Annotated in this window: 23 protein-coding genes and 1 pseudogene; 15 read left to right on the forward strand and 9 right to left on the reverse strand. The window is 62.9% G+C overall.

Annotated features, from left to right (window positions below; genetic code table 11):
- Positions 1–132: 132 nt before the first annotated feature.
- Complete coding sequence (locus tag ACQ4WS_RS21010) at positions 133–555, forward strand: DUF2061 domain-containing protein (protein ID WP_436478963.1); 423 nt, start codon at positions 133–135, stop codon at positions 553–555.
- Between the two features lie 20 nt (positions 556–575).
- Here the strand turns inward: ACQ4WS_RS21010 and ACQ4WS_RS21015 are convergent, their stop codons facing one another.
- Positions 576–1679, reverse strand: a complete 1104-nt coding sequence (locus ACQ4WS_RS21015; protein ID WP_436478964.1) for an amidase — start codon at positions 1677–1679, stop codon at positions 576–578.
- A 169-nt stretch (positions 1680–1848) separates the two neighbouring features.
- Here ACQ4WS_RS21015 and ACQ4WS_RS21020 point away from each other — a divergent pair, with 169 nt between their 5' ends.
- Positions 1849–2757 carry a LysR family transcriptional regulator gene (locus tag ACQ4WS_RS21020; protein ID WP_436478965.1) on the forward strand — a complete coding sequence of 303 codons (909 nt, stop codon included), beginning with the start codon at positions 1849–1851 and terminating at the stop codon, positions 2755–2757.
- Positions 2758–2760: 3 nt separating this feature from the next.
- Here ACQ4WS_RS21020 and ACQ4WS_RS21025 read toward each other — a convergent pair whose 3' ends face one another.
- Complete coding sequence (locus ACQ4WS_RS21025; protein WP_436478966.1) at positions 2761–3567, reverse strand: SDR family NAD(P)-dependent oxidoreductase; 807 nt, start codon at positions 3565–3567, stop codon at positions 2761–2763.
- Between the two features lie 71 nt (positions 3568–3638).
- Between ACQ4WS_RS21025 and ACQ4WS_RS21030 the strand changes: the two genes are divergently transcribed.
- The 7 genes from ACQ4WS_RS21030 to ACQ4WS_RS21065 all read left to right on the forward strand — a co-directional run bounded on the left by ACQ4WS_RS21030 (position 3639) and on the right by ACQ4WS_RS21065 (position 8579).
- Positions 3639–4031, forward strand: a complete 393-nt coding sequence (locus tag ACQ4WS_RS21030; protein WP_436478967.1) for a MerR family transcriptional regulator — start codon at positions 3639–3641, stop codon at positions 4029–4031.
- Between the two features lie 3 nt (positions 4032–4034).
- Positions 4035–4685, forward strand: a complete 651-nt coding sequence (locus ACQ4WS_RS21035; RefSeq protein ID WP_436478968.1) for an SMI1/KNR4 family protein — start codon at positions 4035–4037, stop codon at positions 4683–4685.
- A 195-nt stretch (positions 4686–4880) separates the two neighbouring features.
- Positions 4881–5336, forward strand: coding sequence for a DUF4142 domain-containing protein (locus tag ACQ4WS_RS21045; RefSeq protein WP_495542693.1), 456 nt, complete (start codon positions 4881–4883; stop codon positions 5334–5336).
- A gap of 111 nt (positions 5337–5447) precedes the next feature.
- A complete protein-coding gene (locus tag ACQ4WS_RS21050) occupies positions 5448–5834 on the forward strand; it encodes a hypothetical protein (RefSeq protein WP_436478970.1) in 387 nt (128 codons plus the stop codon).
- 13 nt (positions 5835–5847) lie between these two features.
- The gene (locus ACQ4WS_RS21055) at positions 5848–6273 is read left to right on the forward strand and encodes a hypothetical protein (protein WP_436478971.1); all 426 of its coding nucleotides are present in this window, start codon (positions 5848–5850) and stop codon (positions 6271–6273) included.
- A gap of 227 nt (positions 6274–6500) precedes the next feature.
- Positions 6501–6968 carry a cache domain-containing protein gene (locus ACQ4WS_RS21060; RefSeq protein ID WP_436478972.1) on the forward strand — a complete coding sequence of 156 codons (468 nt, stop codon included), beginning with the start codon at positions 6501–6503 and terminating at the stop codon, positions 6966–6968.
- A gap of 60 nt (positions 6969–7028) precedes the next feature.
- Entirely contained in the window at positions 7029–8579 is a 1551-nt protein-coding gene (locus tag ACQ4WS_RS21065; RefSeq protein WP_436478973.1) for a methyl-accepting chemotaxis protein, read from the forward strand.
- On the opposite strand, the gene ACQ4WS_RS21070 is transcribed toward ACQ4WS_RS21065, so the two are convergent.
- A complete protein-coding gene (locus tag ACQ4WS_RS21070) occupies positions 8576–9658 on the reverse strand; it encodes a hypothetical protein (RefSeq protein WP_436478974.1) in 1083 nt (360 codons plus the stop codon). The two genes, ACQ4WS_RS21065 and ACQ4WS_RS21070, sit on opposite strands and share 4 nt — an antisense overlap.
- Positions 9659–9670: 12 nt before the next feature.
- Positions 9671–10102 carry a Cd(II)/Pb(II)-responsive transcriptional regulator gene (cadR, locus tag ACQ4WS_RS21075; RefSeq protein ID WP_034787498.1) on the reverse strand — a complete coding sequence of 144 codons (432 nt, stop codon included), beginning with the start codon at positions 10100–10102 and terminating at the stop codon, positions 9671–9673.
- 99 nt (positions 10103–10201) lie between these two features.
- Here cadR and ACQ4WS_RS21080 point away from each other — a divergent pair, with 99 nt between their 5' ends.
- Positions 10202–12472, forward strand: a complete 2271-nt coding sequence (locus ACQ4WS_RS21080; protein WP_436478975.1) for a heavy metal translocating P-type ATPase — start codon at positions 10202–10204, stop codon at positions 12470–12472.
- A 127-nt stretch (positions 12473–12599) separates the two neighbouring features.
- On the opposite strand, the gene ACQ4WS_RS21085 is transcribed toward ACQ4WS_RS21080, so the two are convergent.
- Together ACQ4WS_RS21085 and ACQ4WS_RS21090 are read right to left on the reverse strand one after the other, a co-directional pair.
- Positions 12600–14099, reverse strand: coding sequence for an MFS transporter (locus ACQ4WS_RS21085; RefSeq protein ID WP_436479000.1), 1500 nt, complete (start codon positions 14097–14099; stop codon positions 12600–12602).
- A 128-nt stretch (positions 14100–14227) separates the two neighbouring features.
- A complete protein-coding gene (locus ACQ4WS_RS21090; protein ID WP_436478976.1) occupies positions 14228–14812 on the reverse strand; it encodes a GNAT family N-acetyltransferase in 585 nt (194 codons plus the stop codon).
- 97 nt (positions 14813–14909) lie between these two features.
- On the opposite strand from ACQ4WS_RS21090, the gene ACQ4WS_RS21095 reads away from it, so the two are divergent.
- Positions 14910–15791, forward strand: coding sequence for a LysR family transcriptional regulator (locus ACQ4WS_RS21095; protein ID WP_436478977.1), 882 nt, complete (start codon positions 14910–14912; stop codon positions 15789–15791).
- A 165-nt stretch (positions 15792–15956) separates the two neighbouring features.
- Complete coding sequence (locus tag ACQ4WS_RS21100; protein WP_436478978.1) at positions 15957–16415, forward strand: hypothetical protein; 459 nt, start codon at positions 15957–15959, stop codon at positions 16413–16415.
- A gap of 17 nt (positions 16416–16432) precedes the next feature.
- Here ACQ4WS_RS21100 and ACQ4WS_RS21105 read toward each other — a convergent pair whose 3' ends face one another.
- Together ACQ4WS_RS21105 and ACQ4WS_RS21110 are read right to left on the reverse strand one after the other, a co-directional pair.
- A complete protein-coding gene (locus ACQ4WS_RS21105; RefSeq protein WP_436479001.1) occupies positions 16433–16789 on the reverse strand; it encodes an FAD-dependent oxidoreductase in 357 nt (118 codons plus the stop codon).
- A 56-nt stretch (positions 16790–16845) separates the two neighbouring features.
- Positions 16846–17991: pseudogene (locus tag ACQ4WS_RS21110) on the reverse strand (FAD-dependent oxidoreductase); the annotation flags it as partial.
- A 100-nt stretch (positions 17992–18091) separates the two neighbouring features.
- Here ACQ4WS_RS21110 and ACQ4WS_RS21115 point away from each other — a divergent pair.
- The 3 genes from ACQ4WS_RS21115 (at position 18092) to ACQ4WS_RS21125 (ending at position 20372) form a co-directional block, all read left to right on the forward strand.
- A complete protein-coding gene (locus ACQ4WS_RS21115) occupies positions 18092–19276 on the forward strand; it encodes a citrate synthase (protein ID WP_436478979.1) in 1185 nt (394 codons plus the stop codon).
- A gap of 45 nt (positions 19277–19321) precedes the next feature.
- Positions 19322–19846 (forward strand): MarR family winged helix-turn-helix transcriptional regulator, encoded by a 525-nt coding sequence (locus ACQ4WS_RS21120; RefSeq protein ID WP_436478980.1) that lies wholly within the window; start codon positions 19322–19324, stop codon positions 19844–19846.
- Positions 19847–19919: 73 nt separating this feature from the next.
- On the forward strand, positions 19920–20372 hold the full coding sequence (locus ACQ4WS_RS21125; RefSeq protein ID WP_034748275.1) for a PaaI family thioesterase: 453 nt from the start codon (positions 19920–19922) through the stop codon (positions 20370–20372).
- A 649-nt stretch (positions 20373–21021) separates the two neighbouring features.
- Here ACQ4WS_RS21125 and ACQ4WS_RS21130 read toward each other — a convergent pair.
- Positions 21022–22041, reverse strand: a complete 1020-nt coding sequence (locus tag ACQ4WS_RS21130) for a tyrosine-type recombinase/integrase (RefSeq protein ID WP_436478981.1) — start codon at positions 22039–22041, stop codon at positions 21022–21024.
- Between the last annotated feature and the right edge of the window lie 201 nt (positions 22042–22242).

Below are 22242 nucleotides of genomic sequence, written 5' to 3' on the forward strand. Positions count from 1 at the left end.
GGCCGCAATGAGATGCAGGCTATTAATAGTTTGCATCTATTGATTCAGTTGAAATATTTTACTTCCTTTTGTAAATGAGAATCGTTACTATCTGAATCAAGGATAAGCGAATTCAATAGAAAGGAGCCTCCCTTGTTCACCGCCATCAAAACATTCAGCCAGGTCTGCACGCACATGTCGATCGCCTTTGGCCTCGCCTATTTGCTGACGGGGTCGGTGGCGCTCGGTGGCTTGGCCGCCATCATCGAACCGATCATTAACGTTGCCCTGCTGCCCTGGCATGAAAAAGCCTGGCACGCGATCCGCCGCCGCTACGCCGCCAGCCGCCTGGGCTTTGCCGCCCTGGCCGGCGAAAAGCTGAGCCAGACGACCTTGCACATGGGCGTGGCCTTCGGCGTCATGTACTGGGCCACGGGTTCCATGGCCTTCGGCGGCTTGCTGGCCGTGGTCGAGCCGATCTGCAACGTGATCGTCCTGCCCTTCCACGACCGGCTGTGGGGAAAAGCCCGCTTTCGCCTGGATAACCGCAGCGCGGCGCGTCTCGCCGCCCTGTAGTCCGGCTCCTTTTCCCCTTTTTAATGACCTGCCCACACGGGCGGCCGCCGTTGCCCCCATGGCGCCGCCCGCTCCAGCTGCCCTGCCAGGCGCAGCAGCACTCCATCCCTGGCGTAGCCGGCCATGAACTGCATGCCGACCGGCAAGCCCTCATTTGACATGCCGAGCGGCACGGACATGGCCGGCAAGCCCGCCACGTTCGCCAGCGGCGTATACGGTGAATGTTCGAACAGGCGCGCCGTCCAGCCAACACCGTCAAGTTTTTCCTCCTTTTCGCCATAGCGCCCCAGCTGCCACGGCACGTCCGGCATGGTGGGCGTTAGCAAGACGGCGTACTGGCCAAACAAGGCGCCGGCCTGGCGCGTGACCGTGTTGCGCACGTCGAGGGCCGCCACGAAATCGACTGCCGAGACGGTCTTGCCATGGCGGTAGCAAGCCAGCGTGGCCGGCTCCAGCGTGTCGAGCGATACGCCGCGCCCGCTCTCCCGCGCCAGGGCGTCTATCCACGGCACCAGGTTGGCGCACCAGATACTGGCATTCGCCTGCACGAACGCTTCCCACGACACGCCCAGCGCGGGCGACACTTCTTCCACGTGGTGGCCCAGGCTTTCCAGCAGGCGCACGGCAGTATCCAATGCGGCATCGATGGCGGGTGCGGGCCGGGCGCCATTGCAGGCGGCGCGCTGCAAGGCAATGCGCAGCTGGCCCGGCGCCACGCCCACCTGCGACAGCCAGCCGTGGCCCGGTGCACTCGTCACATACGGCTCGCCCGGCAGTACTCCCTGCACGGCGTCAAGCAAGGCGGCGCTGTCGCGCACCGTGCGGCTCACGCCCAGCTGCACGCCCAGGCCGCTGAAGATCTCATCCATGGCGGGGCCGTTCGACACCCGCCCCCGGCTCGGTTTCAAGCCGAACAGGCCCGTCGAGGCGGCTGGCACGCGGATAGATCCGGCCGCGTCCGTCGCATGGGCCAGCGGCACGATGCCAGCTGCCACGGCCGCCGCCGCGCCGCCGCTGGAGCCGCCCGCGCTCAAAGTGACGTTCCAGGGATTGCGCGTGGCGCCGTACAGCACCGGTTCCGTGGTGGTGGCAAACGCCATTTCGGGCGTACTCGTGCGGCGCAAACGTGGCCTTCGCGCAACAGCTGGGCCAGTCCCAGAGCATCAAAGCTTGTATATTCATGTAGTTGCATCAGTTAGCTCCTGTAAAAGATGAAGAGTGGGGATCACAGGAACTACTCTAGGGCTTGCGCTATCATAGTGGAAATGAATAGTTAATATACAAGGTATAGCCATGAACAATTTGCATAAGCTGGATTTGCATAAGCTGGACTTGAACCTGCTGCTGACCCTCAACGCCCTGTTGATCGAGCGCAACGTCACCCGGGCGGCGACGCGGCTGCACCTGAGCCAGCCGTCCGTCAGCGTGCAACTGAGCAAGCTGCGCGCGGCCTTTGACGATCCGCTGCTCTTGCCCGGTCCGCGCGGCATGCTGCCCACGGCCCGGGCGCTGGCTCTGTTCGCACCGTTGCAAGCCGTGCTGGCCCAATTGGAGCAAGTCTTGCAGCCGGAACCGGCGTTCCAGCCGGCCACGGCCGAGGTGCGCTGGAATCTGGCGGCGGCCGACGCCGCCGAATATGCGATCTTGCTGCCCATGCTGACCGCCCTGCGCGCGCAGGCGCCCTTGTCGCGCATGGCCGTGTTCGAAGCCGTGCCGGCGCGCATGGCGCACGACCTGGAAAGCGGCCGGGTCGACCTGGGTTTTCTGGCGCAGGAAGAAGCGCCGCCCGGCTTGCGCCACCGCACCCTGTTTACCGAACACTACGTGCTGGCGGGCCGCCACGATCACCCTCTGCTGCAAACGTCGCCCGATCTCGACCAGTTTTGCGCGCTGGAATTCATCGTCGTCTCACCCAACGGCGGCGGTTTCCGCAGCAATGTCGATACTGCCCTGGAACAGCTGGGCAGAACGCGCAAGGTAGTGCTGTCCGTGCCGCATTTCCTCATCGTCCCGCCCCTGCTGGCGGCGTCCGACATGGTGGCCCTGCTGCCGTCGCGCCTGCTGAAGAACGCTTTGGGCGCGCTGCGCACGTGGGAGCCGCCCGTCACCCTGCCCGATTACGAGATGGCCATGGTCTGGCACGAGCGCATGCACCTGGACCCGGCGCACCGCTGGCTGCGCGAGCGCATCATGGCCTGTTGATCCCTATGCCGTCTTCGGCTTGAGCATGCCTTCGACGATACCGAGCACGGTCTGGCGCGGCAGCAGTCGCGGCAGCAGTCGCGGCAGCCAGGCCAGCAGCCGGTTCGGCCTGCCGGCTACATGGCTGCTGCGGCCCCGGTCCAGCGCGCGCAGCGCTTCATCGACGACGGCTTGAGGATCCATGCGCTTGCCCACGGCCGCTTCGGGCGCCGCCACCACATCGAAGAAGGCCGTGTCCGTGGCGCCCGGGCACAGGGCTAGCACGCGCACGCCGCGGCTGCGGTTTTCCGCCCACAGGGCTTCTGAAAACGACAGCACGAAAGCCTTGCTGGCGCCGTAGACCGCCATGTAGGGATCGGGCTGCAGGGCCGCCGTGGACGCCACGTTGATGATGGCGCCCCGTCCTTTTGCCAGCATGTGCGGCAAGACGCAGTGCGTCATTTCCATGAGTGCCGTGCAATTGACGGTCACTTCGGCCGCCTGGCGCGCAAGATCGATGCTTTCGAAGCGGCCATGCGTGGCGAATCCCGCGTTATTGATCAGGACATCGGGCGCCATGCCCAACGTCCAGGCCTGCGCATGGGCTTGCGCCGCAGCGCCATGCAGGCTCAGGTCGGCCACCAGCGCGTGGGCGCGGATGCCGTGGCGCCGGGAAAGCTCCTGGGCGAGGTTGTCGAGCACGGCGCCGGAGCGGGCCAGCAGCAGCAAATGGGCGCCGCGCGCGGCCAGGGTTTCCGCAAAGACGCGGCCGATGCCGGACGAGGCGCCCGTGATCAGCACGGTCTGGTTGGTAAAATTGAAAGCGGTCATGGCAGTGGTGTGGAGTAGATGGAGTGGTTAATGTAAACTGTAGCCTTTAGTCCACGGTCAAGGGTAAAACGATGCGCATCGGAGAAATCACCCGCCTGACGGGCGTATCCAAGGACACGGTGCGCTTCTACGAGCGCCAGGGCTTGCTGGACGAAGCGCCGCAGCCAGGCTTGACGAATAACTACAAGGAATATTCGGCGCAGGCGCTACGGCGCATCGAGCTGATCGGCCACGCCAAGGCGCTGGGCTTTACCTTGAAGGAAATCGCCGAGGTCATTGCCGTATGGCAGGAAAACGCGCTCGATGCGCAGACCAAACGCGCCATGCTGGAAACGAAAATTGCCCAGATCGACGAGAAGGCCCGCTCGATGGCCGTGCTGCGCGCAGGTCTGGTCGATGCGCTGGCAAAGGTAGAGACGGGCTGCGAGGACGGTGTGGCGGTCGCAAGAAATTTACAAGGATAATCAATGACTTATTACACGCAATACCGCCACCTGGCGATTCAGGGCGCCAAGCCTGCCCCCACGGCGCAGCAGATCGCCGCCATCGAAACCTTGCTGGAGGCGCCCTTGCCGCCCGCCTTCCTGGCATTCCTGCAGGTGGCCAACGGCGCATACTTCGATTACACCACGGATGTGCCGGACGGCAGTGGCGGCGTGGAAAGAATGGGCTTCAACACCTTCTTCAGCGCCGACGAAGGTGATTTCTGCGATGAAACGCTGGTCGGTGAAATCCGCGCCGCGCGCCAGCATACGGACATGCCGGTGCGCATCCTGCCCTTCGCCCGCGACGGCGGCAATTCCATGCTCTACCTGGACTTGACGCAAGAAGGCGCCGGCCGGGTGCTGGCCTATGTGCAGGAGTTGCCGGAGTGGACGGGCAAGCGCGCCCACGGTTTCATCGAACTGGCGCCGTCGTTCGACGCCTGGCTGGACAGCCTGTATATCGACCGCGACACGGTGCTCGATGAACTCGAACACAGCGTCTCGGAGCCATCCCATCTGGATGCGATGGCGCAGTGGCTCGATATTGGCATGCCAGCCTGGCGCCGCGATGCCGGCATCGCCGCCTTGTTTGCTCTGAAACAAGTTGAACTGTGCGCTAACGAACAGGAATAGTCCTACGGGCATGTCCGGGACTGTCCTATGGGTGTGCGCAGGCTGGCGGCTTAACATTGCCATCAGCTTGCAGAAAAAACCAGACCTGAAAGGAATCCCATGCGCATCTCCACCACCAGTTCCCGTGCCCCCTCCCTGAAAAGCGTGGCCATCGGCGCCGCCGTGGCGCTGTAGAGCGGCATCGCCATCAATAGCATCGCCGCTGCCGCGCCCGGCGCGTACGACAAGCAATTCCTCAGCAAGGCGGCCGACGCGGGCAGCACGGAAATTGCTGCCAGCAAGGTGGCGCAAAGCAAGAGTAGCAATCCCGAGGTGAAGAAATTCGCCGACGCCATGCTTACCGATCACATGAAAGTGGCTGACGAACTGAAACAATTGGCCAGCAGCAAGCAGATCGAGGTCAGCGACCAGCCCGGCGCCAAGCACCAGGCGCAGATCGACAAGCTGGGCCGCCTGGAAGGCCAGGCCTTCGACAAAGAATATGCAGCCAGCATCGGCGTGGCCGCGCACAAGGACGCCGTGAAACTGTTTACGGATGCCAGCCAGAAGGCCAGCGATCCCGACATCAAGGCTTTCGCCGCGAAGACATTGCCAAAATTGCAACATCACCTGGAAATGGCGAATACCCTGCACGCGGCGCTGGGCAAATAGCCGAGTTGGCGACAATTAGCGGTCACATGCTTGCTGTACGTGCCGTACGGCAAGCTTATCTGCTCTTGACATACAATGCAGAAACTTTGTTTCCGGCCATGCCATGACCTCATGCAGCTACTCAAGAAAACCGGCCTGATCGCCGCCGCCTTCCTGCTCATCATTGTGCTGGCAGGCTGGCTCTTCATCAAGGTCAGCGCGGCGCGCAATGCCACCGTGTATGCACAGCAGTGGAACGACCAGCGCACGTGCGTGATCAAGACCTTCGTGCCGCACTATGGCAACGGCACGCCGCACAATATCGTGCGCGCGCTCAGCACTTCCACCTTCTTCCGCGTGTATCACAAGGATGGCACCCTGCTGGAAAGCACGGAATGGGTGCTGGACATGCATGAAGACGGCATTCTCGATCATGCCCGCTGGGGCCAGAATCAGCACCGCGCCATCTACCCGACCGACCTGGGCTACGAAGGCTGGACCTTGCCCGAATGTGCGTGAACGGGGAGTAAGCATGCAAAAAGGACTGCGCGGTCCCTGGAGCGACGCCCTCTACGTTCCCACCTTGCACCATTTCCTAGGCCCCTTCGATGTGTATGACCGCGAAGAAACCCTGGGCGTGGAACTGGATGCCTGGGACATGAACGATCCGGTCCAGCGCGCGGCGCTGATACGGCGCGACATCACGTCGCAATACAAGGAACTAAGCTACCGCCACCGCCATGCGCTGGTGGCCGTACTGGCGCAGGCGCTGCACGACCCCGCCTATGACTTCCAGGCCATCCTCGAACATGACCCCGAGAGTACTTACGCCCTGCCCGCCCGCTGGGACGAAATGACCGACCCGCGCGCCTTCTTCGCCGATATCTACCGCTTGGTGCGGCAGGACTGGCGCGATGATCTGGCGCGCGCGGCGGCGGAAGATCCCGCCGACTGGTAGCGCGGCGCATGCACCAAACTATCGTATCGATAGCCTGCAGCACCGTTTCCACTTTGAATACTGCGTTTTGGCAAGTTGCACGCGGCGTTGCAAAAACGCCCGTCTGCAAAAATATCTGTTGCACCAGCGCATGTGTGTTCGCATCGCGCTACTATGAATCAACAGCACTTCCCCCACCGCACCGGTTCCCCGCCGGCTTTCCCTGCCGCACTGTGAAGGAGATTCTCATGCCCAAGTTCGCCCCTGCCATTTGCCTGTCGCTCATCGTTGCCGCCACTACCTTGCCTGGTATCGCCAGCGCTGCCGAAGGCGGCGCCACGCGCGCCGACGCCGAAGCCATGGTCAAGAAAGGCGTGGCCCACATCAAGAGCGCCGGCGATGCCAAGGCGTATGGCGAGATCACTGCCAAGTCGCCGCAATTCATCCTGCACGATCTGTACCTGGTCGTGTATAAACTCGACGGCACGGTCGCCGCGCATGGCGCCAACCCGAAAATGGTGGGCAAGAACCTGATCGAATTGAAGGATATCGATGGCAAGGCTTTCGTCAAGGAACGCGTCGACCTGGCCAGGAGCAAGGGCACTTTCTGGCAGGAATACAAATTCACGAATCCGGAAACCAAGAAAATCGAACCGAAAGTGATGTATTGCGAAAAGCTGGCCGAGACCGTCGTCTGCGGCGGCATCTATCTGTAGCCCGCCGCCGCGCCGGCAGTGCCGGGATGCTTTTCCGCTCTCTTGACGATATGGGTTCCGATGAAAATCGCACAAAAGATGTTGATCGTCCCGGTGGTAGCGCTGGCTTGCCTGCTGGCCATGGGGGCCTTGTCCTACTTCGCCATGCAGCAAAACGAGCAGCGCATGCGCGAACTCAAAGACGTCACCCTGACGGCCGAGCGGCTTGCGAACCAGCAAGCCATCGCCCTAGGCCAGGTGCACGCCGACGTGTACGCGAAGATCGCCATCGCCGCCAGCCTGTCGGAAGAGCAGTTCAAGCAATTCGGCGCGCAAACGGAGGGCCAGCTGAACGCCATCGCGCAAGGTTTGCAGGAACTGCAGAAATTCCCGGGCGCCGCCACGGAAGCGGGCCAGGCGCTGCCGGGCGTCGAGCGCTACCGTGCCAGCGTGGCGCAGGCGCTGGACCTGGCGTCCATGGACCCGAATACGGGCGTGGCGGCGATGCAAAATGCCGCCACGCACTACCAGCAAGTGCGCGGGCAGCTGCGCCAGGTGCTGCTCAACCTCGACCAGCGCACGGTTGATGCGTTGCAGGATACCAAGAATGCGGGCCAGCGCGCCGGCTGGCTGTCGCTGGGCACCATGGCCATCGGCTTTGCCCTGCTGGCCCTGATCGCCACGTGGGTGGCGCGCTCCGTTGTGCGGCCCATCGACGAGGCTTGCCGCGCTGCCGAATCGCTGGCCGCCGGCGACCTGACCACGCGCATCGAGGCCCAGGGCGACGATGAGGTGGGCAAGCTGTCGCGCGCGCTGGCCACCGTACTGAAAAACTGGAACACCTTATTGGGCGAGATACGCCAGGCAGGCTCCACCATCACGGTGGAAGCGAGTGAAATCGCGCTGGGCAATGCGGACTTATCGGCCCGCACGGAGTCGCAAGCCCATTCCTTGCAAGAAACGGCGTCCTCCATGCATGCCTTGACGGACACCGTGCGCGAAAACGCCAGCCACGCGCACCAGGCCAACCAGATGGTGTTGTCGACCTCGAACGTGGCGCTGGAAGGCGGCCGCGTGGTGGGCCAGGTGGTCGAGACAATGGGCTCGATCAAGGCCAGTTCCGGGCGCATCGTCGATATCATCGCCGTCATCGACGGCATCGCTTTCCAGACCAATATCCTCGCCCTGAACGCGGCCGTGGAAGCGGCGCGCGCGGGTGAGCAAGGGCGAGGCTTTGCCGTCGTCGCCACCGAAGTGCGGGGACTGGCGCAGCGCTCGGCCACGGCGGCGCGCGAGATCAAGCAGTTGATCGAGGATTCCGTGGCCAGGATAGAAACGGGCAGCGAGCTGGCCGACAGCGCCGGGCGCACCATGGGCGACATCGTCGCCTCCGTCCAGCAGGTGACGGAAATCATGAATGACATCACGGCGGCCAGCCAGCGCCAAAGCAAGGGCATCGAGGAAGTCAACAATGCCATCACGGAAATGGACGAATTGACCCAGCGCAATGCCGCCCTCGTCGAGCAATCTGCCGCCGCCGCGCAAAGCATGCAAGACCAGGCGCATGATTTATTGCGCGTGGTCGACGCCTTCCGCCTGGGCGATGGCGGTCCGCCGTTGCTGGCGCGTTAGCGACGTTGCGGCATGGCCGCCTGGGCGCAGGCCAGCATTTTCCTGCCCGCCTCGGCCAGCGCAGGGTCCGGATCCGTCTGCAAGACGCTGCCCCTGCTGTTCTGGTCATCGTAACTGCCCAGCATGGCTGCATACAGCGAGGCCTGGTCCTGCTTGCGCCAAGTGGCGCTGGGGAGATTGCCGGGAGTGACAGGCATGCCGATGCTGAAGTAGCTATACAGGCCGCCAATTTGTTTCTTGTGCAGCCATTCCATCAATTGCACGATGCGATACTGTTCCAGCAAACTCAGTTCGCTGACATTGACGCTGGACAAGGCGTAATACAGTTCCAATCGGGCCATCCAGTTGCCCTTTTCGCCAGCCGCCACCAGCGCATCCCAGGCGGGGCCTGAGCGCACCTTGCGCACGTCGCGCGGCGCGCCTATCCAGGCGTCGACAGCAGCCTGGTCCGGCACGGGGCCGTAGTCATCGGGTGCCCGGCAGACGAACTGGCGCGCATCTGGCCCGCCATCCTTGAGCGCGTCGCCTATCTGTTTGGCAATCTTGTCGCCGCTGCGCAGCAGGCGCGTGCCATAACTCTCTATTGTCCAACTCGAAGGCAAGCGCCCCAGCCAGGCCAGCGCATCGTCGTTGGCGCGGGCCGCCACCGCATAAGCGGCGATCCTTGCCTGCATCTTGACTTCTTTCTGCTGCCCCGCCAGTTTGCGCGCATCTTGCTCTTCATCATGGCGGCTGGTGGTTTTGGCCAGTTGCATGCATTGCTGGAAGGCCTCGGGCGCACTCTGCCAGCACTGCGCTGGCACCTTCAGTTGCCAGCGCATGCTGACCGTTTTCAGGATGTAGTTTTCTTCGCCCTCTTCCCCTTTGACATAAGCGCGGCCGTCCGCCTTCGTCACGCCCTTTGTCAGCTGCTTGCCGCCAGCCGTGCTCCAGGCATACGGGTCATCGTCTTGCGGCACGCCGGGCACGGCGTACAAAGTCAGGTAGTGGCCAGTGGCGGCAGGCACATCGGCCGCCTGGCTCAGCGGCGACAGCAGGGACAAGGTGAGTAAAGTTCTTCCAAGTATCAGTTTCAGCATGAATCAATAGCTTTAATGGAGTTCGGTATGACAGGCGCAGTCGTGGCCGCTAGCTGCCTCGGACAGGTTTTGCAAAATCGCGCAGTCTTGCGACGGCTGCGGCTGGTCGCACTGGTGGCGCAGCGTCACCAGTTGCTGCTGCAAGGTTTGCAGGTTCGCCATTTGTTCGGCGATGCGCAAGATATGGTGGTCGAGCAGTTCGTTGACGCTCTGGCAACCTTCGGCCGGGTTGTTCTTGAACTCCAGCAAGGCGCGGATATCCGTCAAGCCGATCTGCAGGGAGCGGCAATGGCGGATGAATTGCAGCCGTTCCTGGTGTTCTTCACGGTACTCGCGGTAGCCGGCGCTGTTGCGTCCCGGTTCCTGCAGCAAGCCCGCCTTTTCATAGTAACGCACGGTTTCCACGTCACAATCTGTCCGTTTGGCCAGTTCTCCGATACGCATGGCATCCCCTTTTCATTCTTTGATGCAAATTCCACTTGACCCTGTAGCGGCTACAGGGTTTCTAATGGAAGCATACACGAAACCGGAAGGACGAATGCGATGCCGCACGATAGCCACGACCACACCCACGAGCACAAGCATGACCATGCGCAAGACGCCAAACCCAGCCACGGCGGCTGCTGTTCGCACAGTCACGCCGCCCCTGCTGGCGACACCGCGCCAGCGCTGCCCAGCACGGCCATCGCCGGCGCGAGCACGGCCAAATACCGGATCGCCAACATGGATTGCCCCACGGAAGAACGCTTGATCCGCAACAAGCTGGGCACTATGGCTGGCGTGGTGGGCCTCGATTTCAACCTGATGAACCGTGTGCTCGACGTGCACCACACCTTGCCCTCACTGGCGACGGTGGAAGCGGCCCTGCACGGCATCGGCATGCAAGCGATCCCCATGCAGGCGGACGCCGTTGTCGTGCGCGACCCGAACGAAGGCAGCCTGAGCCGCCTGCAAAAAGGCTTGTTGGTCGTCTCCGGCCTGGCCGCTGCCGGCGCCGAAGCGCTGGCCTGGACCACCCATGCAGACAGTTCGCCCCAGGTCACAGCCCTGGCCCTGCTTTCGATCGCCACGGGAGGCTGGCCGACCCTGAAAAAGGGCTGGATTGCCCTGAAAACGTTCACCCTGAACATCAATTTCCTGATGAGCCTAGCGGTCTTCGGCGCCATCGCCATCGGCCAGTGGCCGGAAGCGGCCATGGTCATCTTCCTGTTCGCCATCGCCGAGCTGATCGAGGGCCTGTCCCTGAACCGCGCGCGCAACGCCGTGCACAGCCTGATGCAGCTGGCGCCCGACACGGCGACGGTCGCCGACGCCAGCGGTGCCTGGCAGCCAGTACCCGTCGCCACGGTGGCCATCGGCACGCTGATGCGCGTGAAACCGGGCGAGCGCATCGCGCTCGACGGTATCGTGCAAAGCGGCGCATCGTCCGTTAACCAGGCGCCGATCACGGGTGAAAGCATGCCGGTGGACAAGGCCGTGGGCGACGTCGTGTATGCGGGCACCATCAATGAACGGGGTTTGCTCGACGTCACCGTGACGGCCAACAGCGGCAACAGCACGCTGGCGAAAATCGTCAAGGTGATCGAGGAAACCCAGGGCAAGCAGGCGCCGACGCAGCGCTTTGTCGACAATTTCGCCCGCTATTACACGCCGGCCGTGGTCGTGTTCGCCATCCTGGTGGCCGTGCTGCCGCCACTGCTGCTGGGCCAGCCCTTCATGGCCTGGGTGTATAAAGCGCTGGTGATGCTGGTGATCGCCTGCCCTTGTGCGCTCGTCATTTCCACGCCCGTGACGGTGGTGAGCGGCCTGACGGCGGCCGCGCGGCGCGGCATTCTGGTCAAAGGCGGGCAATTCCTGGAAACGGGCTACCGCATCAAGGCCATCGCCGTCGACAAGACGGGCACCCTGACCATGGGCAAACCGGCCGTCACGGACGTGGTGGCATTGGAAGGCAGTAGCGGCGACGCCATCCTGCTGCTGGCCGCCAGCCTGGATGCCAATTCCGCCCACCCTTTGGCCGCCGCCATCGTCAAGGCTGGCCCACCCGCCAGCAGCCATTTGCCCGTCAGCCAGTTTGCCGCCCTGCATGGGCGCGGCGTGCAAGGTAATATCGATGGCCAGACCTATTATCTGGGCAATGCGCGCCTGATGACGGAATTGAATGTCTTGACGCCAGCACTGCAAGCCATCCTGGCGCGGCTGGAACAGCAAGCCTACACGGCCATGGTGCTGGCCACCTCAGCCGGCGCGCTGGGCGTGATCGCCGTGGCCGATGTGCTGCGCCCCACGGCGGCGTCCGCCATCGCCAAATTGAATGCCCTGGGCGTCACCACCGTGATGCTGACGGGAGACAACTTGCTGACGGCACAGCGCATCGGCGCCGAAGTCGGTGTCAGCCTGGTCAAGGCCGAATTGCTGCCGGAAAACAAACTCGATGAAATCAAAGCCTTGCAGCAGCAGTTCGGCGTGGTGGCCATGCTGGGTGACGGCGTCAACGACGCCCCGGCCCTGGCGCAAGCGGACATCGGCTTTGCCATGGGCGCGGCCGGCAGCGACACGGCCATCGAGACGGCGGACGTCGCCCTGATGGATGACGAGCTGGGCAAGTTGCCCGAATTCATCAGCCTGAGCCAGCGCACGCGCAGCATCCTCGTGCAAAACATCAGCTTTGCCATCGGCATCAAGGCCGTCTTCTTCGGTCTGGCCCTGGCCGGCACGGCAACCCTGTGGATGGCCGTGTTCGCTGACGTGGGCGCCAGCCTGCTGGTGGTGGCCAACGGCTTGCGCTTGCTGCGCAATAACAAGCAAGCATAGTCCCGCGCAGAAATATGTCCATCTGGATAATTGCTGCAAAAAACGCTACTTTGGCGGCTGATCTCCACCGCCGCCAAAGTAGCCGATGACCTTCCCGCGCCGCCTGCCCTGCTGAAGCGCTGAGCAATCAGGCAGCGCGGCGCAGATCGCAAATCGCGCGGCGCTCCCGCAGATGCAGGTGGCGGATGGTGGCTGCGGCCGCCATCAGGATGGCGGAAGCTGTGGCCAGCACGACAATAAACGCCTTGTCGAAGGCCGAACGGGCCAGTTCCGACACTTGCAAGCCCAGTTCGGCTGGCAATTGTTCGGCGGCCAGCAACGCCGCATCGAGGGTGTCATGGGCATTCGGCAAGACGCCCGCGCTTTCCGGGATCACCAGGGTGGCGCTGTAGACGGCCGACAGAATCGTGCCCAGCACCGTCACGCCGATCACGGCGCCCAGCTCGTACGATACTTCCTCGATCGATGCGGCCATGCCGGCTTGCTGCGGCGCCACGTTCAGCATCACGGCGCTGGATGCGGCCGTCATGACGGCGCCCAGGCCCAGGCCCAGTATCACCAGGCTGGCCACTTGCGCCGAGACGGCGGCGTCATGCAGCACCAAATACGATGCCATGCCGATACCGGACAGCAACAGCGAACCCCACAGTACCTTGGCCTTGTCGGCGCGCGGCAGCATGAAACCCGTCAGCGGGCCCGCAAACACGGACGCCAGCGGCAGCGGCAACAACAGCAAGCCCGCTTCCAGCGGAGATAACTCACGCACCAGCTGCATGTGCTGGCTCAGCGCCAGTTCCATGCCGATCAGGGCGGCCGAGGCCACCATGGCGGCGGCCACGGCGCTGGAAAACGGCAGTTCGCGGAACAGGGCGAAGTCGATCAGCGGCTTGGCTTGGCGCTTCTGGCGGCGCACGAAAGTCAGCATGAAGAAGGCGCCCACGGCGAATGAGGCGGCGGCCAGCGCATACGATGGCTGTGACTTGCCCAGCTCCTTGATCGCATACACGCCACCCAGCAGACCCATCATGATTTGCAGGGAGCCCTTCAAGTCCCACGGCTTGTCGCGGTTGCCGGCCCGTTTCGGCAGGACGACGGCGGCCAGCACCAGAGTCAGCAGCACGATGGGCACGTTGATCAGGAAGACGGAACCCCACCAGTAATGTTCCATCAAGAAACCACCGAGCACGGGGCCAAACGCGGCGCCGCCCGAGGCAATCGCCGCCCACACGCCGATGGCGAACGAGCGCTCGCGGTTGTCCGTGAAGGTCAGGCGGATGATGGACAAGGTAGCCGGCATCATCAAGGCGGCGCCGATGGCCAGCAGGATGCGGGCAAAAATCAGCCATTCCGGCGCGGGCGAAAACGCGGCGCACAGCGAGGCGATACCGAACACGGCCAGGCCGGCAAGGAAAACGGGTTTGTGGCTCAAGCGGTCACCGAGGGTGCCGAGGCCGGGCAGCAGACCGGAGACGACCAGCGCGTAGACGTTGATGATCCACAGTTTTTGCGAGGATGTCGCCTGCAAATCGCGCGTCAGCGCGGGCAAGGCGGTGTAGAGCACGGTCATGTCGACCACGATCAGGAACAGGGCGCTGGAGACGATGGCCAGCGTCAGCCATTTTTTCATTGGATGCATAAACAACTCATGGATTTTAGTGTAACTTTTAACAACTATCGGTTTGGATGAATTTGGTGCTGCGCAAATATTTACGTTCCAGGCTGCCACGGGCCTGGCCTTGTCGGGGGCGGCGGGCGTCAGCCACGGTCGCCATCCTTGTCATCCACTGCGGCGGACACTGCAACTGCATCGAGTTCGCGCAGCATGACAACGGATACTTGCTTGAAGCCACGGCCATGGAAAAATTTCTGTGCCGTCAGGTTGTGCGCGCCGCATTCGAGGAACAAACGGGCGATGCCGTGGCTGCGCAGCTCGTCGGCTACCCACTCCACCAGCTGGCTGCCGATGCCGCTGCCGCGCACGGAGGGCAGCAAGACCAGGTCGTCCAGCGCGGCGAACGATTTCGAGGCGCGCTGGCGCGTGTCGATGGAAACGAGCGCCATGCCGACGATGGCGTCGCCGGCAGTAGCGACGGCCAGCAGGGTCGAATCGCCATGCGCCCAGTCGTGCGACAGGGCGGCGCGGATTTCGCCGCGTATCACCTCAGGCAAGTCCGCGCGCCAGTTGCCGGGCGCATCGGCGCGTTCGCCCTGCAGCTCCGAATGGGAGATATAGTCGGCGCTGACGTTATCAAGATATAACTTGCACAGGGTATCTTCGGCAGTGGCGTCGTGACACCAGCTAAAGCTGATGGCGGGGGAATTGGCTTGGGCGTTTTTCATGGCGAATCTCGTGTTATTGAATGAGTAAAGGCATTTTATGTCGCCCCTGGATGGCATTCAAGTTAAAATCAATCTGTAAAACAGATAGGTGGATGCCATGCAATGGACTTTGGAACAAATGCGCTACTTCGAAGCGGCCGTCGCGGCCGGTTCTTTTTCGGGTGCGGCGCGCCGGCTGGGCCGCGCCCAATCGGTGGTCAGCACCTCGATCGGGCTGCTGGAAGCGGAATTCGGCGTGGAACTGTTCGACCGTTCGCGCCGAAGCGCCGTGCTGACGGAAGCGGGCAAGGTGATGCACCTGGAAGCGTGCGAACTGCTGCGCCAAGCCGAGCGCTTGCAGCTGCGCGCGCAACTCTTGAGCGAGGCGCCCGAAGCGCAGCTGATCCTGGCCCTGGACGAAGCCCTGCCCTACCTGGCCATCAGCACGCTGGTGAAGGAACTGGCGGCGCGCTACCCGGCGCTGGAACTGGTGATGCTCAACGCCACGGCGTCGGAAGTGGCGCAATACGTGGAGCAGCAGCAAGCCGACGTGGCTTTTCATTTTGACCGCGGCCCCATCTCGCCCGTGCTGGAACAGCAGCACATCGGCAGCGTGGCGCAAGGCGTGTTCGTGGCAAAAGGCCACGCCATGGCCCACGGCCAGGAAGTGAGCCGCAACGAGCTGACCCGCTACCGCCAGCTGATCATGGATTCCGACCTTAACCGCGAACACGCCTTCAGCCCCGCCGTCTGGTTTTCCGACAGTTTTTACAGTATTGCGGAAATGGTGGCGGACGAGCTGGGCTGGGCCATTTTGCCGCTGAATATCGCCAATTACGACAACTACAAGGGCTATTTGCAGGAAGTGCCCTGCCCTGCCTTGGCCTTGTCGCGCCTGCCTGTGCGGCGGCTGTCGATCCATGGCAAGAAACTGAGCGAGACGAGTTTGTGGTTGACGACCAGGCTGGCGGAGTTGTTGGCGGATGGGCCGAGGGGGTGAGTCAAGGAACCGGAGCTTAAGGGGTAAGGGTCGAGGTATGGCACAATTCTGAATGGGCTGAACAGTCAAGTTACATCTTGATTGGCCACGCCTGTGCAAGCCACGCGTTACCAAGGCATGCGCATGCGTAAATAAACAGATATTAGTAAATATGAAAAGATTTACATGATTCACTCAACTGTCGTCAACAACTGGCTCACCATGGCAAAAGACGATGCCGTGGAGATTAATCCCGACTACATCAATCACGAAGCCATGACCAATATGTGGAGCTTTTCGCCCACGGAGGAGGAAACGCCGCAGATTCATGCGGCCGATATCGTTGAGTTCATCGGCCAGGTGATCGCGGCCCGCCGCAGCGCGCTCAAAGGCGAGGACATGCTGTTCTATTGCTGGCACGATGCGCAAGTCCGCCAGTTGCGCTTCAGCCTGGTGTCGCGCTCGCATGGGCGGTTGCCGTTTGGCCGCGAGGTACGCGAAACACAAGATTTGGCGCTGATTGTCGACCGGGTGGTAAACGGGGACTGGCACAACGATGATTTTAGGCAGGCCCCGTCGGAGGAAGGCGATGAGCAGGAGCAGGCGCCGTTCATCCCGCCCGTGTTTGTAGTGCCTGTGCCGTAGAAATCAGCGCGGCATCATCACGCCAGGAAACGCGCGGGCCGGCAAGCCTCCAGGGCTGACGCCGGCTGTCCATCAACGATTTCTTCGCTGGCGAGCTGGCCCACGATGGCCGCCAGCACCACGCCCGGATGCATGGCGCATACGTATACACCCTCGACCTGCGCCAAATAGCCGATGATGGGCACGCCGTCAAAGGGCATGGGGCGCAGGCCGATGCCCGCGAATGCCGGCGCGATGGCCTCGGTGCCCTTAAGTTCATTGCGGATGGCGCCAGCCGTGCGCTGCGCCATGGCGGCGGGCTGGTTTTCCGGCGCGTCGTCCACGTAATCTTCCGCGGCCAGCATGGTGCCGTCCTCGGCTTGGCGCACTTCCATGGCATGGCTGGAAATGATGCCACGCACCAGGCCCGGTGGCGCCTGGTAGCGCAGGAAGATGGCGGGCGAGGCGTGAATCGGCAGGCTGGCGCCCAGTTCTGCGCCAGCGCGGCAGTACCCGTGCCTGCCGCCAATACGATCACGTCCGCCTCGATGACGCCAGTGGCCGTTTCCACGCCCGTCATCCGCCCGTCCTGGACGGTAAAACCCAGCACGGGCGTGTGCGTGCGGACGGTCGCACCGAGCGCCCGAGCCGCTGCCAGCAAGGCGTGCGTGGCGGCAACGGCGTCGAGGGCGCCCTGTTCCGGCTCGTGGACGGCCTGTTGCGGCGGCTGGCGCAGATGTGGTTCAAGCTGGGAAATGCGGGCGCGCTCAATCAATATGCACGAGGGCGACACGCGCCCATCCTGCGTGCCATACGACAAGGCGCCATGCCAGCGCACCGTCAAGCCCGGCACTTCGGTTTCCAGCTGGCGCCAGGCGGCGATGGCGCCGCCGCGCAGAGCCGCAATGGGGTCCGGCCCGGCGCACGACGTGTTAATCCAGGCAAACGAGGTGCCCGTCACGCCCGAAGCGACACCGCCCGCCTCGACCACGGTGACTTGTGCACCCTTGCTGGCCAGCTGATATGCGAGCGACGCACCGACGATGCCGGCGCCGATGACGATGATGCGTTGGGGGGCTGCCCGCAGCTCCAGCGCGTAGGCATGGCCATCGACAACTTTATTTGCCACCATGGCAATATCAGGCACGACCACTCCCTGCGCGAAACCGCAGCGCTCCAGCACGCGGATCGAGGCCGCATTGCCATCGATGGCGTAGGCGCACAGGCTGGCAAGCTGCCATTCGTCTTGCGCCAGGCCAATCAGGTGGCGCAGCGCGGCCGTGGCCAGGCCCTTGCCCGCCTGCTGCTGCCCGATGCGGTAGCCGACTTCGGCTACGCCTTGTTCCCGATCAATGTCCTTGAGGTTGGCGCGCCCGATCAATTGTCCGTGTTCATCGACGATGACGCAGGGGTGCATGCGCCCCTGCGCGTGCTCATCCAGGAATTGCGCGACGTGCGCCTGGACGCCGTCAACGCTGTAAAAATCGTCCGGTCGCCCGTCGATATGGCGCTCGAACCAGGCCCGGTTGGCTTGCTCGAAAGCCAGCAAGGGTGCTGCGTCGTCCCGGCGCAGGGTGCGGATGGTAAATGTGCTCATGCAGACTCCTGGAAAGGCATCAGTCTAGTGACGCGCCAGCCGGCCCGTCAATCTTGATTTCATCAATCAATATAAAGTGACGAACGCTACAATGGCCGTCATGAACAACGATTTATCCGCTCCTGACGCGGCGCGCCTCCTGGGCGTCAGCCTGCCCACCCTGTATTCCTATGTCAGCCGGGGCTTGCTGGCCTCCGTCAGCAATGGAGCGTCGCGCCGCAAGCGCTATCCGCAAGAGGACGTGCTGCGCCTGGCGGCCCGTAGAAATGACGCCAAGCGCGGTGGACAGACAGCCGTGGCCGCCATGCACTGGGGCTTGCCCGTGCTTGAGACGCATATTTCGCAGATTCTCGACGGCCGGCTGCTGTACCGGGGCGGCGATGCGGCGGCGCTGGCGCAGCACGCGACCCTGGAGATGGCTGCCGGCCTGCTGTGGGACGATAACGCGCACGACTACTTTCAGCAGGACGCGCCTGCCCTGCCGCAGGGGCTGGCCAGCGCGCCGGATGCAGCACCGTTGATGCGCGCCATGCTGGCCATGGCCATGCTGGCATGCATGCCAGCGTCGGCGGACACGCTACAGTCGGGCCCGGCACTGATGCGCATCCTGGCCGCCGCCCTGCTGCAGACGGCGCCGTCCGCCTTGCCGCTGCACCGGCAGCTGGCTCAGGCGTGGCGAGCCGACGCAGGCCAGACTGAATTGCTGCGCGCCGCCCTCGTGCTGCTGGCCGACCATGAATTGAATACGTCGACCTTTGCCGTGCGCTGCGTCGCGTCGACGGGTGCCAGCCTGCCCGCCGCATTGGGCGCGGGCTTGGCGGCCTTGTCCGGCGACAAGCACGGCGGCGGCAGCGCGGCGGCCCGGCGCATGTTGACGCAGGCGCTGGCCGCGTCTGACGCCAGGGATGCCAGGGCAGCCATCGGCAAATTCTACGCGACCATCGCGCCGGAATTCGCCGGCTTTGGCCACCCGCTGTATCCGCTGGGCGACCCGCGCGCCGCGTATCTGCTGGAGCGCCTGTCGGCACTGTCGCACGCGCATCCGCAGCTGCGCGTCATCCTGGCAGCATGCGCCACGGCGGGCGAATTGCTCGATGCCAAGCCGAATGCCGACCTGGCGCTGGCGGCCATGGAGTTGGCGTTTGCTTGGCCCGAGGACGCCAGCATGAGCGTGTTTGCCCTGGCCCGCTCGGCCGGCTGGATTGCGCATGCGGCCGAGCAAGCCGCCAGTGCGGCCCTGATACGTCCACGTGCCCGCTACATCGGGCGACACGAGCGCGACTGAAAATAGTCGCTTGATTTATTACGCATACGTAGTAGTATACTTCGCATGCGTACCAATACCTCTCCCGCCCCAGACCTTCCCGATGCCGCAGCCTGCCCGCTGGGCGAGCGTTCGCCGCGCCTGTTCAATCTGCTCAACCTGGCGCGCCAGAACCTGTTTCGCTCGGCCGATGCCGTCTTCACCAGCGAACTGGGATTTTCCGGCACGCAAGTAGTCGCCCTGTTTGCCCTAAAGGGCGAGGAAGGCTGCCAATTGAAGGATCTGGGACGGGCCCTGCAATTGAAAAACTCGGCCGTCACGGGCCTGGTGGCGCGCATGGAAGAAAACGGCTTGATCGTGCGCGGCCAGTCGGCGCTCGACGCGCGCGCCGGCACCTTGCACATGTCGCTCAGGGGCGGCGAGGTGCTGGCCGCCGCCCTGCCCCTGCTCGACAGCTTGAATGAACAACTGAAGCAAGGTTTCAGCGAGGAAGAACTGGCCGTCGTCGCCCGCTTCCTGCTGCACGCCTCGCGCCTGCGTTTTGCGCAAGATCAAGCCAACCCACAGACAAAAGCTGGGGTCAGACCCTGAGGGTCTGACCCCGGTCATTGCCGTTGGCTTAAGCATTTTCATACCCTTTTTTCTAACCCACAGGAGTTACCCCATGCACCCCAACGACATGACCGGCTTGCAACTGATGCAAGCTTTCGCGCAAGGCCTGTTCCCCCGGCCCGGCATTTCCAAGACCATGCCCATGGACGCGCACACGGTGGAGCACGGCAGAGTCATCTTCACGGCGACGGCGAATGAAACGCATACCAATCCCATGGGCGGCGTGCATGGCGGTTTCGCCGCCACCGTGCTCGACACGGTCACGGGTTGCGCCACGCACACGGTCTTGCCGGCCGGCGAAAGCTACGGCACGACGGACCTGAACATCAAAATGTGCCGCCCCCTGCCCTTCAACGTGACGGTCTATGCGGAAGGCAAAGTCATCAATGCAGGGCGCAACCTGGTCATTTCCGAAGGCACGATCCGCGACGAAGCCGGTAAAGTGTACGCGCACGCGACGGCCACCTGCATGATCATCCGCCCCCGGGAGCAAGCGGCCGCATGATCCGAATTGGCAACATCGAGGAAGCCTGGCAGGTGCTGCAGGCATCCCGCCATGCTGCGCTTGCTGCTCCGCAATGGCTATCGGATACGCGCCGTGCAGCACTTCGGCGACCCTGACAGGGAGCGCATTCACTTCATCAAGCCGCCGTCCTGGAACGCCTCATAAAACCATTTGTTCGTTTTTCTTGCCAAAGGAATAACGGCGTCATACACTGAGCCATTCAGGCCGTCCGCCATCGGCCAGTAGTGATAGAGCGTTCAAACACATATTTACCGACCCGGGAGTTACCCATTGGACAAAGCTTACTTCTTCATTGCGGGCGCATTTGCAGTGTCTGTGTTCCTGGGTCTCCGGAACACAAGAGTATGGCCTGCTGTTTGTCTCGTAGCGCTAGCACCCGCCGTACTCGCCCTTGCAGGGCTAGGCCTCCCGTCGACAAACGTGATGTTCCTTAGCATGCATCTTGTCGGCCTGATAATTTTGTATACCTTCATCGGCTTTATAGGGCTGCTGCTGGGAAAAAGCATCCAAAAGCGATTAGTCGCAATGGCGGCTAGATAGCCCTGCATACGCGTGCGTGAGCATGGACAATGGCGGACGCCGGCACGGCCAGTATGGTGGTGGCGCATTCGTCAACCAACGGACATCCTCAGCCCGCCGCCTTCTTCTTCGCCTTCAACAAACTCCCCGCCGCATTTTCCTCGAAGCGCCCCGCCTCTTCTATATAACCATGGACGGTGCCGTCGTGGCGCCAGCCGCCCTGGCGCTTGATGGCCTGGAAATCGGCGCCTGCCCTGTGCGCGCTGGTGGCCATGCCGCGGCGCAGGCTGTGGCTCGATAGTTCCGGCACGTAATCGAGCGCCGCCAGGCTGGCGCAGCTTGCCAGGATCGTGTTGATGCTGCTCGCGTGTAGCGCTTTCACACTCACATGACCCCACTGATTGACGGTGCGCAAGAGCGGACCTGTGCGGATGTGCGCCGCAGCCAGCCAGGCGCGCAGGGCCGTGGCCGGGCAGCAGACGCCGTCGCCGAACGGGATCGCCTTGACGATGCCCTCCCCCGATTGGTCCGTTTTCGAGCGGGGCAAGGTGATCACCATGCCCTGCGGTTCCCAGCTCACGTCTTCCAGCATCAATCCCACCAGTTCGCTGCGGCGAAAACCGCCAAAAAAGCCCAGTTGCAACAGCGCGCTGTCGCGCAGGGCCTTAACGCTGCCTAGTGCTGTCAGTTTGGCGACGATTACTTCCAAATCCTCCAATGGCAAAGCCTTAGCCTTCTTCTTCGGCTTGCCGTGCATGCGGGCGATGCCGGCCAGGGTCTTGCGCACGGTGGGCGTGGACGCGGGGTCGGCAAAGCCCTGGTACACATGCCATTGCGACAGGGCCGTCAAACGCAGGGCCAGGGTACGGGCGTTCAGGCTGTCCGCATACGCCATCAGATAGCGAATGACGGTGGACTCGTCCGCAGGCAGCGCCCCGCCCCACGCCTGGAAGTGGCGGATGGCGGAACGGTAGGTGCGGCGCGTGTTGTCCGACGTGGCGGCAGCGAGAAACGCCTGGTGGCGCGCAGCCAGCTCGGCATCGATCAGGGTGCCGCGTAATGGCGCGGCGGCGACAGCGGCGCTTTTCGGTACGCCAACACGGCGTTTCGGGAGGGGCAAATCAGGCATGGCGGTGGCGAAATCGCGGTTTTGTACTGGGAAGTACGCAGAATAGCATGCAAACCACCACCATAACCCGCGATAAGCGATCTTATCGCTACTTATATTTTTTAAAAACAAGCAAAATTTATATCGTAATATTATTCGTTATAACGTATCATGTAATACATTACTAAATTTCGCTCATAGGTGATTTTATGGCCCGCACCG

The organism is Janthinobacterium leeuwenhoeki, assembly GCF_051380795.1.
Taxonomy (GTDB): domain Bacteria; phylum Pseudomonadota; class Gammaproteobacteria; order Burkholderiales; family Burkholderiaceae_D; genus Janthinobacterium.

Coding starts and splice junctions, on each gene's coding strand:
- ACQ4WS_RS21090 (WP_436478976.1), bottom strand. CDS start 14,812: ATGAAAAACGCCCAAGCCAATTCCCCCGCCATCAGCTTTAGCTGGTGT.
- ACQ4WS_RS21060 (WP_436478972.1), top strand. CDS start 6,501: ATGCCCAAGTTCGCCCCTGCCATTTGCCTGTCGCTCATCGTTGCCGCC.
- ACQ4WS_RS21115 (WP_436478979.1), top strand. CDS start 18,092: ATGAACAACGATTTATCCGCTCCTGACGCGGCGCGCCTCCTGGGCGTC.
- ACQ4WS_RS21125 (WP_034748275.1), top strand. CDS start 19,920: ATGCACCCCAACGACATGACCGGCTTGCAACTGATGCAAGCTTTCGCG.
- ACQ4WS_RS21070 (WP_436478974.1), bottom strand. CDS start 9,658: ATGCTGAAACTGATACTTGGAAGAACTTTACTCACCTTGTCCCTGCTG.
- ACQ4WS_RS21095 (WP_436478977.1), top strand. CDS start 14,910: ATGCAATGGACTTTGGAACAAATGCGCTACTTCGAAGCGGCCGTCGCG.
- ACQ4WS_RS21020 (WP_436478965.1), top strand. CDS start 1,849: ATGAACAATTTGCATAAGCTGGATTTGCATAAGCTGGACTTGAACCTG.
- ACQ4WS_RS21065 (WP_436478973.1), top strand. CDS start 7,029: ATGAAAATCGCACAAAAGATGTTGATCGTCCCGGTGGTAGCGCTGGCT.
- ACQ4WS_RS21025 (WP_436478966.1), bottom strand. CDS start 3,567: ATGACCGCTTTCAATTTTACCAACCAGACCGTGCTGATCACGGGCGCC.
- ACQ4WS_RS21120 (WP_436478980.1), top strand. CDS start 19,322: ATGCGTACCAATACCTCTCCCGCCCCAGACCTTCCCGATGCCGCAGCC.
- ACQ4WS_RS21085 (WP_436479000.1), bottom strand. CDS start 14,099: ATGAAAAAATGGCTGACGCTGGCCATCGTCTCCAGCGCCCTGTTCCTG.
- ACQ4WS_RS21100 (WP_436478978.1), top strand. CDS start 15,957: ATGATTCACTCAACTGTCGTCAACAACTGGCTCACCATGGCAAAAGAC.
- ACQ4WS_RS21105 (WP_436479001.1), bottom strand. CDS start 16,789: ATGGAAGTGCGCCAAGCCGAGGACGGCACCATGCTGGCCGCGGAAGAT.
- ACQ4WS_RS21050 (WP_436478970.1), top strand. CDS start 5,448: ATGCAGCTACTCAAGAAAACCGGCCTGATCGCCGCCGCCTTCCTGCTC.
- ACQ4WS_RS21030 (WP_436478967.1), top strand. CDS start 3,639: ATGCGCATCGGAGAAATCACCCGCCTGACGGGCGTATCCAAGGACACG.
- cadR (WP_034787498.1), bottom strand. CDS start 10,102: ATGCGTATCGGAGAACTGGCCAAACGGACAGATTGTGACGTGGAAACC.
- ACQ4WS_RS21130 (WP_436478981.1), bottom strand. CDS start 22,041: ATGCCTGATTTGCCCCTCCCGAAACGCCGTGTTGGCGTACCGAAAAGC.
- ACQ4WS_RS21055 (WP_436478971.1), top strand. CDS start 5,848: ATGCAAAAAGGACTGCGCGGTCCCTGGAGCGACGCCCTCTACGTTCCC.
- ACQ4WS_RS21035 (WP_436478968.1), top strand. CDS start 4,035: ATGACTTATTACACGCAATACCGCCACCTGGCGATTCAGGGCGCCAAG.
- ACQ4WS_RS21080 (WP_436478975.1), top strand. CDS start 10,202: ATGCCGCACGATAGCCACGACCACACCCACGAGCACAAGCATGACCAT.